The following is an 11300-nucleotide window of genomic DNA, read 5'->3' on the forward strand; positions in this document are numbered from 1 at the left end:
ATAGCATCTGTCGTAGCCCGGCATAAGAACGAGAGAAACTGTCCTTGACGCGGACAGCGCATCGAGATTAATTCCATCACGTTCAATTAATCTCGACCACGTGCCCGGGAGGAGAGGAAGGAAGTGCGACGGTCGTCCGCCATCCGCCGCGGCACGAATTCGGTCCAGCTTCGCCGCTACAACGAGCGGCTGGTGCTGCAGACCCTGCGCCGCGCCGGCCAGGCGTCGAAGGCCGAGCTGGCCCGGCTGGCGGATCTGACCAACACCGCGATCGGCGGCATCATCGCGCAGCTCGAGGCCGACGGGTTGATCGTCTCGCTCGGCAAGCGCCACGATGGCGGCCGCGGCCAGCCCGCCACCCTGTACCGCTTGGCCCCGAAGGGCGCCTACGGCGTCGGCGTCCGGCTGGACCGGCGCAGCATGGAAACGGTGCTGATCGATTTCGGCGGCGCCGTGATCGCCCGCCGCAGCCATGACGGGCTGCTGCCCGCCCCGGCCGAGGCGCTGCGCATCGCCCGGCAGGACGTGACCGAGCTGCTGGCCGTGCTGGCCCCCGCCGACCGGCCAAAGCTGGCCGGCATCGGACTGGCCCAGCCCTACAATCTCGGCGCCTGGCTGCATCAGCTCGACCTGCCGCCGGCCGATTTCGCCGCCTGGGACACGGTCGATTTCGCGGCGATGCTGGGGGGGGCGACCGGCCTGCCGGTCTTCGGCGAGAACGACGGCACCGCCGCCGCCGTGGCCGAGCTGTTCTACGGCATCGGCCGCAGCATCGACGACTTCCTCTACCTGTTCATCGGCCCCGCGATCGGCGGCGGCGTGGTGCTGGGCGGCGACTGCCTGCGCGGCCCGACCGGCAATGCCGGCGACGTGGCGCTGCTGCCGGTCGGACCCGGCCGGCTGGCCTCGGCCCCGCCGGCTGCCGACGGCCGCGACATCCTGCTGACCCGCGCCTCGCTGAACGCGCTGTCGCGCCACCTGCACTTCCGCGGCCTGCCCGGCGGCAGCCGCGCCGATCTCAAGGCCGCGATAGCCGCCGCCAGCCCGCCCGTCGCGGAGTGGATCGAGGACTGCGTCGACGCCCTGACCGACGCCATCTGGTCCGCCGCCGCTTTGCTCGAGGTGCGCAGCGTGATCATCGATGCCGATATCGACGACGGGCTGATCGACGCCCTGATCGGCCGGCTGCAGGCGCGGCTGGCCGCGACGGTGCCGGAGGCCGGCCAGCCCCCGCGCCTGCTGCACGGCTCCTTCGGCTGCGACGCCGGCGCCATCGGCGCCGCCAGCCTGCCGATGTTCTTCAGCTTCTCGCCGCGGGCCTCGATCCTGACCCGCAGCGCCGACGAGAGAGGATGGCGCGACCATGCTGCAGCCGCAGACTAAAGCCGCGACAGCCCCCACCCCGATCCTGGAGATGCGCGGCATCTCCAAGACCTTCCCCGGCGTGCGGGCGCTGACCCGGGTCGACCTGACCGTCTATCCCGGCGAGATCCACGCGCTGATGGGCGAGAACGGCGCCGGCAAGTCGACCCTGATGAAGGTGCTGTCCGGCGCCTATCAGGCCGATCCCGGCGGCACCATCCGCCTCGGCGGCAAGGACGTGGCGATCGACGGGCCGCTGGCGGCGAAGCGCCTGGGCATCGCCGTGATCTACCAGGAGCTCAGCCTGTCGCCGAATCTGACCGTGGCCGAGAACATCTATCTCGGCCGCGAGCCGAAATCCGGCCCCTTCGTCGACCGCAAGGCGATGCTGGCCGGCTGCGAGGACGTGCTGAAGCGTCTGGGCGCCAGCTTCCGCCCGACCACCCTGGTCGGCACCCTGTCGATCGCCGAGCGCCAGCTGGTCGAGATCGCCCGCGCCATCCATGCCCAGGCCCGCATCCTGGTGATGGACGAGCCGACCACGGCCCTGTCGGCGCGCGAGACCGACCGGCTGTTCGAGCTGATCCGCCGCCTGCGGGCCGAGGGGCTGGCGATCATCTACATCAGCCACCGGATGTCCGAGATCTACGAGCTGTCCGACCGAGTCTCGGTGCTGCGCGACGGCAGCTATGTCGGCACGCTGGACCGCGACGGCCTGTCCGCCGAGGCGCTGGTCAAGATGATGGTCGGGCGCGACATCTCCGGGTTCTACAAGAAGGAGCATGACGCGCATCAGAGCCGCGGCCGTGTGATCTTCTCGGTCCGCGACATCGCCGACGGCAACCGGGTGCGCGGCTGCAGCTTCGATCTGCACGAGGGCGAGGTGCTGGGCATCGCCGGCCTCGTCGGTTCCGGCCGGACCGAGCTGGCGCGGCTGATCTTCGGCGCCGAGCCGAAGATCGCCGGCGAGGTCAGCCTCGACGGCAAGCCGCTGCAGATCCACGGGCCGGGCGACGCCATCGCCGCCGGCATCGCCTATCTGACCGAGGACCGCAAGGGCCAGGGCCTGTTCCTCGACATGTCGGTGCAGGACAACATCAACCTCGTGGTCTGCGGCACCGACGCCCGCGCCGGCGGCATGCTCGACCGCGCCCGTGCCAAGGTCCGGGCCCGCGACGCCATCGCCGCGCTGAAGATCCGGGTGGCCAACCCCGAGGTCACGGTCGGCGCCCTGTCCGGCGGCAACCAGCAGAAGGTGCTGCTGTCGCGCCTCTTGGAGACCAAGCCGCGCATCCTGATCCTCGACGAGCCGACGCGCGGCGTCGACATCGGCGCAAAGTCGGAGATCTACCGCATCATCGACGGGCTGGCGAAGGCCGGGATCGGCGTCATCGTCATCTCCTCGGAGCTGCCGGAGGTGATCGGCGTCGCCGACCGCGCCCTGGTGATGCGCGAGGGCCGGATCGAGGGCGAGGCCGGCGGCGCCTCCGGCCGCCCCTTGACCCAGGAGGCGATCATGGCCCTCGCCACCGGCATCTCCGCCCCCGCCGCCACCGTCCAGTAAGGGATCGTCAACCATGGTCGACAACGCCGCCACCTCCGCCGTCAACCGCGACGCCGAACGCCGGCTGATGATCCAGGGCCTGATCCGCACCCTTGGCATGCTGCCGGTGCTGATCCTGCTGTGCGTCGCCTTCTACTTCATGAGCGAGGGGGGACGCTTCGCCTCCTGGCAGAACCTGTCGATCGTGATGCAGCAGGCCGCGATCAACACCGTCCTGGCCGCCGGCATGACCTTCGTCATCCTGACCGGCGGCATCGACCTGTCGGTCGGCTCGATCCTGGCGGCGGCCGCCATGGTCGCGGTGCTGGGGTCGCTGATCCCCGACGCAGGCATGCTCGGCATTCCCCTCGGCCTGATCTGCGGCCTCGGCTTCGGCCTGGCGAACGGGGTGCTGATCGCCTTCCTGCGGCTGCCGCCCTTCATTGTCACCCTCGGCTCGCTGACCGCGGTACGCGGCATCGCCCGGCTCTTGGGCGACGACACCACCGTGTTCAACCCGTCCCTGCCCTTCGACTTCATCGGCAACGGCACCCTCCTCGGCGTGCCCTGGCTGGTGATCATCGCCTTCCTGGTGATCGTCCTGTCCTGGCTGGTGCTGCGGCGGACGGTGCTGGGCGTGCACATCTACTCGGTCGGCGGCAACCCGGACGCGGCCAGGCTGTCGGGCATCAAGGTCTGGCGCGTGCTGCTGTTCGTCTACGGCGTCTCCGGCCTGCTCGCCGGCCTCGGCGGGGTGATGTCGGCCGCCCGGCTCTACGCCGCCAACGGCACCCAGCTCGGCGTCAGCTACGAGCTCGACGCCATCGCCGCGGTGATCCTGGGCGGCACCTCCTTCGTCGGCGGCATCGGCTCGATCTGGGGCACGCTGGTCGGCGCGCTGATCATCGCGGTGCTGTCGAACGGGCTGATCCTGATCGGCGTGCCCGACGTCTGGCAGTACATCATCAAGGGCCTGATCATCATCGGCGCCGTCGCGCTCGACCGCCTGCGGCTGCAGGGATCGGCCCGAACCTGAGGTTTCCCGGGCCGGCGGGATCTCTGGTCGTTCCGCCGGCTCCATCATCCAGGCCAGGGGAGGATCCACGTGCTGAAACATGTCCTGCTCGCCGGCGTCGCGCTGGCGCTTTCGGTCGGCGCCGCCGAGGCCAAGGATCTCAAGAAGATCGGCGTCTCGCTCGGCTCGATGGGCAACCCGTTCTTCGTCGCCCTGGCCAAGGGCGCCGAATTCGAGGCGAAGAAGACCAATCCCGATGTCGAGGTCCAGGCCGTCGGCTACGACTACGATCTCGGCAAGCAGTTCACCCAGATCGACAACTTCATCGCCGCCGGCGTCGACATGATCCTCCTCAACCCGGGCGACCCGAAGGCGATCGGGCCGGCGATCAAGAAGGCGCAGGCCGCCGGCATCACCGTGGTCGCGGTCGACACCGCGGCCGAGGGCGCCGACGCGACGGTGACGACCGACAACGTCCAGGCCGGCGAGATCGCCTGCAAGTACATCGCCGACAAGCTCGGCAACAAGGGCAACGTCGTCATCATCAACGGCCCGCAAGTCTCGGCCGTGGTCGACCGGGTCAAGGGCTGCCACAATGTCTGGGACAAGCTGCCGGACCTGAAGATCCTGTCGGCCGACCAGGACGCCAAGGGCTCGCGTGACGGCGGCCTGGCGGTGATGCAGAGCCTGCTGACCCGGTTCGAGAAGATCGACGGTGTCTTCGCCATCAACGACCCGACCGCGATCGGCGCCGACCTGGCGGCCAAGCAGTTGGGCCGCACCGGCATCGTCATCACCTCGGTCGACGGCGCGCCCGACATCGTCGCCGCGCTCAAGGGCAACACCCTGATCGAGGCCTCATCGGCCCAGGACCCGTTCTTCATGGCCCGCAAGGCGGTGCAGGAGGGCGTCGGCCTGCTCAACGGCCAGAAGCCGGCGCAGGACCCGACCCTGATCCCCTCGACGCTCGTCACCCGCGACAACGTCAAGGATTACAAGGGCTGGACCGGGGAGTAAGCCCGGCGGCGCAGGTTGGGTTCGCGGACCGCGAGCCCAACCTGCGCATCCTTTCCGACGACGCCGTGCATGGCAGACCCGGCGCGATCGTCCATGGCCCTGGCGATTCGTCCGGCGTAAGTCTTGGGGAACGACCGAGCCGCAACGGGCCCCGTTTCCGATGACGATCTCCCAGGCCGAACCGAAAGGGTCCGCGAACGAAGCGGCTCCGGCCTCCATCCTGCCCGCCATCGGCTACAAGCTGGCCTCGGCCGCCCTGTTCACCTGCATGTCGGCGCTGATCAAGCAGCTCGGCGACCAGTACCCGGTCGGGCAGATCGTCTTCGTCCGCAGCTTCTTCGCCATGATCCCAGTGCTGTGGCTGGTGCACCGCCTCGGCGGCTGGCGGGTGCTGCGCACCGAGCGGCTGGGCGGCCATCTGCGCCGCTCGGGCTCCGGCCTCGTCTCGATGTTCTGCGGCTTCACCGCGCTCGGCATGCTGCCGCTGGCGACGGCGACGGCGCTGGGTTACGCCGCGCCGATGTTCATCACCCTGCTGGCCATCCCGCTGCTCGGCGAGACAGTGCGGATCTACCGCTGGAGCGCGGTGGTGATCGGCTTCATCGGCGTGCTGCTGGTGGTGCATCCGAGCCCGACCACGGGCGTCTCGCTCGGTGCCCTGGTCGCACTGGGCGGGGCGCTGGCCACCGCCTTCGCCATGGTCTCGATCCGCAAGATGGCGGACACCGAATCGAACGTCACCATCGTCTTCTACTTCACCCTGTCGGGTGCTATCGTCGGCGCCGCCTCCCTGCCCTTCGTCGGCGTCTGGCCGGACCTGGTCGACGTGCCGATCCTGATCGCGGTCGGGGTGCTGGGCGGCGTCGCCCAGATCCTGATGACCAAGGCTTACCAGCTGGCCCCGGCCTCGGTGATCGCGCCCTTCGACTACGCCTCGCTGGTCTTCGCCCTCGGCCTCGGTCTCCTGATGTGGGGTGAGTTCCCGACGCCGATCGAGCTGGTCGGCACCGCCGTGATCGTCGGCTCCAGCCTGTTCATCGCCTTCCGCGAGCGGCAGCGCCGGATCGTCCGCCCGGTCGGCAAATCCATGTGACTCTCACGCGCTTGCGCTGAGTCGTAGGAATCGGAGACTGTCCGGCCATGTCGGTCGCATCCTTCGGTTCCCGAGTCGCCCGGGCCATCCTTCTCTCCATCGCCCTGCTGCTCGGCCCGGCCACGGCGGCGGTGGCCGGCTGCACCGACGCCGCGGCGCCGGAGGTGAACTGGCGGCGCTGCCTGCAGGACGGGCGCCTCTTGAGCCGCGTCGACCTGACCGGCGCCCAGCTCCGCGACGTCAGCCTGACCCGCGCCACGATGGACGGGGCAATCCTGACCGGCGCCGAGGCCTATGGCGCCAAGTTCATCCGGACCACCCTGCAAGGCGCCAAGCTGGATTCCGCCCGCCTGACCAACACCGATTTCACCGATGCCGACCTGACCGGCGCGGATCTGAGCAAGAGCGACTTGCGCAACGCCCGCTTCGTCGGCGCCAAGCTGCGCGGCGCCAATCTGACGGGGGCCGAGCTGCGCGGTACCGTGTTCCGCGACGCCGACCTGTCCGGCGCCACCTGGACCGACGGCGTCAAGATCTGCGCCGAGGGCTCGATCGGGCTGTGCGAATAGCCCGGCGGGCCGCGGCCTCCGAAGAGTGAACCGATGACCAGCACCGACCGCACCCCACGGCGCTTCGTCCTTCCCCTCGACCGGATCATCGCGGCCATCCAGATCCTCGGCGGTCTCGCCGGACTGACGGAGATCGGCTCGCGGCTCTATCGCGACGGCGGATCGATCCCCTCGCTGACGCAGGGGCTGGTGATCCTGGCCGCCACCCTGATGATGCTGCTCTGCATCGTCGCCGGCGCCCTGCTGTGGAGGCGCCGTGCCCTCGGCTATTCCCTGTCGCTGCTGGTCCAGGCCGGCCAGATCCCGATCCTTTACACCGCCGGCTTCGCTTATCATTTCCACATGATCGCGCGGCTTCCGGTGACGCTGGTCGCCGGCAGCACGGCGATGTCGATCACGCCGTCCTACGGCATCGGCCTGGACCCGTTCGGCGGGGCTCTGTCGCTCGGCCTCTATCTCGACACCGGCCTGGCCGGGACGATCGTCGCGATCAACCTGGTGCCGATGGTCCTCTGCATCATCCTGGAATACTTCAGGCAGAGGAGCCGGTAGTCCCGGCAGGACGGTTCAGCCCGCTTCCGCCAGCGCCACCAGCTTCTCGCCGCTGAGGCGATAGCCGGTCCAGTCCGACTTGTGCTCGAAGCCGAGCCGCTCGTAGACCTCCCGCGCCGGGTTCCAGGTCAGGACCGAGAGGTCGAGCCGCTTGCCGCCGCGCTCCACCACCAGCTTGGCGATCCGGGCGATCAGCGCCCGGCCGACGCCGAGTCCGCGCGCCGTGTCGCGGACATAGAGATCCTCGAGATAGATCCCTTCCCGCCCCTCCCAGGTCGAGTAGCTGGGGAAGAACAGGGCGAAGCCCAGCACTTGGCCGCCACGCTCGGCGATCAGCGCCTCGAACTTCGGATTCGGCCCCCAGCCATCGCGCAGCAGGTCGGCCTCGGTCGCCAGCACGGCGTCGGGTTCCTTCTCGAACACCGCCAGCTCGGTGATCATCGCCAGGATCTCCTTGGCGTCGCGGGGCTCGGCGGGGCGGATCACGAGGTCGGTCATGGCGGGCTCTCAAGATGGGTCGCGGCGATCCTCGACATGTGCTTCGACTGCGTCAACCGGACGCCGAAGGTTCCGACGCGGCCCGGGCATGCTATAGACAGCGGATGGTCGAACTTTCCCGGAACATGCCGGCCGGCTTCGAGCCGCCGTATCTGCAGAATCTGAACCCCGCGCAGCGCCAGGCGGTCGAGACGCTGGACGGCCCGGTGCTGGTGCTGGCCGGGGCCGGCACCGGCAAGACCCGAGTGCTGACCACGCGGCTGGCGCATCTCTTGTCGACCCGCCGGGCCTGGCCGAGCCAGGTGCTGACCGTCACCTTCACCAACCGCGCCGCCCGCGAGATGCGCGAGCGCGTCTCCCAGCTGCTCGGCACCCCGACCGAGGGCTGGTGGATGGGCACCTTCCATGCGCTGGCCGCCCGCATCCTGCGCCGGCATGCCGAGCTGGTCGGCCTGCGTTCCAACTTCTCGATCCTCGACACCGACGACCAGATCCGGCTGATCAAGCAGCTGATCGAGGCCGACGGCATCGATTCGAAGCGCTGGCCGGCGCGGGTGCTGCTGGGCGTGATCGAGCGCTGGAAGGATCGCGGCCTGACCCCGGCCAAGCTGAAGCCGGCCGATGCCGGCGAGGTCGCACAGGGCCGCATGCTGCAGCTCTACATCGCCTATCAGGAGCGGCTGCGGACGCTCAACGCCTGCGACTTCGGCGACCTGCTGCTGCACAACCTGACCATCTTCCAGGAGCATGCGGAGATCCTGGCCGAGTACCAGGACCGCTTCCGCTACATCCTGGTCGACGAGTACCAGGACACCAACGTCTCGCAGTATCTCTGGCTGCGCCTCCTGGCCCAGAAGCACCGCAACCTGTGCTGCGTCGGCGATGACGACCAGTCGATCTATTCCTGGCGCGGCGCCGAGATCGGCAACATCCTGCGCTTCGAGCAGGACTTCCCCGGCGCCGCCGTGATCCGGCTGGAGCAGAACTACCGCTCTACCAGCCATATCCTCGGCGCGGCCGGCGGGCTGATCGCGCACAACCAGGGCCGCCTGGGCAAGACCCTGTTCACCGAGGCCGAGGGCGGCGATTCCGTCGTCGTCCGCAGCGTCTGGGACGGCGAGGAGGAGGCGCGCTGGGTCGGCGACGAGATCGAGCGGCTGCAGCAGCAGAAGGTGTCGCTGAACGAGGTCGCGGTGCTGGTCCGCGCCGGCTTCCAGATGCGCGAGTTCGAGGAGCGGTTCCTGACCCTCGGCCTGCCCTACCGCGTGGTCGGCGGCCCCCGCTTCTACGAGCGGCAGGAGATCCGCGACGCCATCGCCTATCTGCGCGTCGTGGCGCAGCCGGACGACGACCTGGCCTTCGAGCGCATCGTCAACGTGCCGAAGCGCGGCCTGGGCGACGCCACCATCCAGCTCCTCAACAAGGTCGCCCGCGCCCAGGGCGTGGCGCTGACCGAGGCGACGCTCAGGCTGATCGAGACCGACGAGCTGAAGCCGAAGCCGCGCGGCGCCCTGCGCGCCCTGATGGCCGATTTCGAGCGCTGGCGGGCCCAGATGGAAACCGGCTCGCATGTCGAGCTGGCCCAGACCGTGCTGGACGAGAGCGGCTACACCGCCATGTGGCAGGCCGACAAGTCGCCGGAGGCCGCCGGCCGGCTCGACAACCTGAAGGAACTGATCAATGCCATGGGCGAATTCGAGACCCTCCAGGCATTCCTCGAGCATGTCAGCCTGGTGATGGAGAACGAAGCCGGCCAGGCCGGCGAGCAGGTGACGCTGATGACCCTGCACGCGGCCAAGGGCCTGGAATTCGCCCATGTCTTCCTGCCCGGCTGGGAGGAAGGGGTGTTCCCGAACCAGCGCGCCCTCGACGATGGCGGCATCGCGGCGCTGGAGGAGGAACGGCGCCTGGCCTATGTCGGGCTGACCCGGGCGAAGCGCCGCGCCTATGTCTCCGCCGCCGCCAACCGCCGCATCCACGGCCAGTGGCAGACGGCCCTGCCTTCGCGCTTCATCGGCGAGCTGCCGGATGCGCATGTTGAGGTCACCTCGGACACCGGCTTCGGCGGCGACCGTTTCGTCGAGGCGGCGCCGACCCGGCTGTGGACGGCACCGGCCCAGACCGGCTTCATGCGCCGCGCCCCGGTGACGATCGAGGGCAGCGGTTACGAGGTGCGGGAGCGGCCGCGCCCGGCGCGCGCCTTCAACATCGGCGACCGGGTGTTCCATCAGAAGTTCGGCTATGGCGAGGTCCGCAGCGTCGACAGCGACAAGCTGACCATCGCCTTCGACCATTCCGGCGAGAAGCGGGTGATGGACAGCTTCGTCGTCCCCGCCGCCGAGGCAGGATAGGCAGCAGCATGAGGATGATGGTTCGAGGCGCGGCGCTGGCGCTGCTCGCCGCGCTGGCGGCGTCCGGCGCGGCCGCGGCGGGGACGGGCAGCACGCTGATCGTGCCCGGCGGCAACGGCGAGATCCTGGCCCTGACCGTGCCGCCCGGGTGGAGCCGCAGCTTCGCCGGCATCGAGGGCAGCACCACCGTGGTCGAGTGGCGCCCCGCCGACCCGGCCAGAGCCGGCGATGGCAGCATCACCGTGACCCGCATCGGCGGGCTGGGCGGCAGCGACCCGGCCGATTTCATCCGCGAGAGCATCGAGGCCCTGAAACCGGACTGCGACGAGGTGGTCGAAGGCCAGGTCCGGGCCGACCCGGCCGGCACCGTGCGCACCGCGCTCGGCTGCACGCGGCGCAAGAGCGACGGCCAGGGCGAGATGCAGCTGCTGCACATCGCCGTCGGCCGCGAGGCGATCTATGTCGCCCGCCGGATCTGGCCGCTGGCCGCCTATGACAAGGCGCATATCCCCCTCTCCTCCGCCCAGATCGCCGAGGGCGGCGCCGATATCGACGACCTTCGTGTGTGCAACCTGCCCAGCGTCGGCACCCCCTGCCCGGCCGAGCTGGCGGCGGCGCTGAAGGACAAGATCACCGACCTGTCGCCGCTGGTGCTGAAGAGCGGAACGCCCTAACCGGACCGCCAGCGCAGCGTGGACAGCGTGATCAGGCACAGGGCGATGAAGGTCAGGATCGCGTTGGCTACGTGGGAGTATTCCCATCGCAGCCGCAGCTCCACCCAGTCGCGAGGGACCGCGGTCCAGTTCGCCGTCGCCTGGTTGGCGGGATAGGTCCAGAAGAAGAACACCACGAGCGTGGCGGCCAGGCACAGGGTACCGATCAAGGCAAGCCGGAACGGCCCGGGCTGCCGGCGTGCCCCGATCGCCAGGGCGATATCCGCCGCCAGCGCTGCGATGAGAACGATGCCGAGCAGCGACCAGCCGCGATAGGTCGCCTGGGCCGTGAAATAGGCAGCCGCATCCATTTCGAGCTTATTCGGCATAGCCAGCAGGTGCGCGCCACCCGGAACCAGCGCCAGGGCGGTCAGCACGACAGCCAGGAACTGCAGCGCCTTCATCGAGCGTCTCGCCAGTCTCGGATGAATCTAGATGCCGTCGCGGCGGCGGAAACCCGGGGATGCTTCGGATGGTGCCGCACGCGCACCGCGCGGTGACTCCGAAAGCTGTTGACTTCGTCCGAACTCCCTTCCCATCATTCGTCCGGCAATAGGGACTTCCCCGCGGAATCAGAATTCGGCGGC

At 69.4% G+C, this 11300-nt stretch carries 11 protein-coding genes; 9 read left to right on the forward strand and 2 right to left on the reverse strand.

All coding sequences use genetic code 11. The annotated features are described in order from the left end of the window. The first annotated feature begins 123 nt into the window (after positions 1 to 123). From KXR53_RS19985 to KXR53_RS20015, 7 genes are all read left to right on the forward strand, one after another. The gene (locus KXR53_RS19985) at positions 124 to 1383 is read left to right on the forward strand and encodes an ROK family protein (RefSeq protein ID WP_437377021.1); all 1260 of its coding nucleotides are present in this window, start codon (positions 124 to 126) and stop codon (positions 1381 to 1383) included. Continuing rightward, entirely contained in the window at positions 1364 to 2926 is a 1563-nt protein-coding gene (locus KXR53_RS19990; protein WP_437377022.1) for a sugar ABC transporter ATP-binding protein, read from the forward strand. The genes KXR53_RS19985 and KXR53_RS19990 overlap by 20 nt, the downstream gene beginning before the upstream one ends. Positions 2927 to 2939: 13 nt before the next feature. Beyond that, entirely contained in the window at positions 2940 to 3941 is a 1002-nt protein-coding gene (locus KXR53_RS19995) for an ABC transporter permease subunit (RefSeq protein ID WP_437377023.1), read from the forward strand. A gap of 69 nt (positions 3942 to 4010) precedes the next feature. Continuing rightward, on the forward strand, positions 4011 to 4937 hold the full coding sequence (locus tag KXR53_RS20000) for an ABC transporter substrate-binding protein (protein ID WP_437377024.1): 927 nt from the start codon (positions 4011 to 4013) through the stop codon (positions 4935 to 4937). Positions 4938 to 5097: 160 nt separating this feature from the next. Next, complete coding sequence (locus KXR53_RS20005) at positions 5098 to 6030, forward strand: DMT family transporter (RefSeq protein WP_437377025.1); 933 nt, start codon at positions 5098 to 5100, stop codon at positions 6028 to 6030. 47 nt (positions 6031 to 6077) lie between these two features. Continuing rightward, positions 6078 to 6599 (forward strand): pentapeptide repeat-containing protein, encoded by a 522-nt coding sequence (locus KXR53_RS20010; protein WP_437377026.1) that lies wholly within the window; start codon positions 6078 to 6080, stop codon positions 6597 to 6599. A gap of 33 nt (positions 6600 to 6632) precedes the next feature. Continuing rightward, positions 6633 to 7151, forward strand: coding sequence for a hypothetical protein (locus tag KXR53_RS20015; protein WP_437377027.1), 519 nt, complete (start codon positions 6633 to 6635; stop codon positions 7149 to 7151). A 15-nt stretch (positions 7152 to 7166) separates the two neighbouring features. Here the strand turns inward: KXR53_RS20015 and KXR53_RS20020 are convergent, their stop codons facing one another. Further along, positions 7167 to 7649, reverse strand: a complete 483-nt coding sequence (locus KXR53_RS20020) for an N-acetyltransferase family protein (RefSeq protein ID WP_437377028.1) — start codon at positions 7647 to 7649, stop codon at positions 7167 to 7169. A 104-nt stretch (positions 7650 to 7753) separates the two neighbouring features. Here KXR53_RS20020 and KXR53_RS20025 point away from each other — a divergent pair, with 104 nt between their 5' ends. Both KXR53_RS20025 and KXR53_RS20030 read left to right on the forward strand, forming a co-directional pair. Continuing rightward, positions 7754 to 10000 (forward strand): ATP-dependent helicase, encoded by a 2247-nt coding sequence (locus tag KXR53_RS20025; protein WP_437377029.1) that lies wholly within the window; start codon positions 7754 to 7756, stop codon positions 9998 to 10000. A gap of 8 nt (positions 10001 to 10008) precedes the next feature. Further along, entirely contained in the window at positions 10009 to 10674 is a 666-nt protein-coding gene (locus tag KXR53_RS20030; protein WP_437377030.1) for a hypothetical protein, read from the forward strand. On the opposite strand, the gene KXR53_RS20035 is transcribed toward KXR53_RS20030, so the two are convergent. Beyond that, positions 10671 to 11117 (reverse strand): hypothetical protein, encoded by a 447-nt coding sequence (locus tag KXR53_RS20035; protein ID WP_437377031.1) that lies wholly within the window; start codon positions 11115 to 11117, stop codon positions 10671 to 10673. The genes KXR53_RS20030 and KXR53_RS20035 overlap by 4 nt on opposite strands. Between the last annotated feature and the right edge of the window lie 183 nt (positions 11118 to 11300).

The sequence above is a fragment of the Inquilinus limosus genome (assembly GCF_051487185.1).
In the GTDB taxonomy this organism is placed as follows: domain Bacteria; phylum Pseudomonadota; class Alphaproteobacteria; order DSM-16000; family Inquilinaceae; genus Inquilinus; species Inquilinus limosus_F.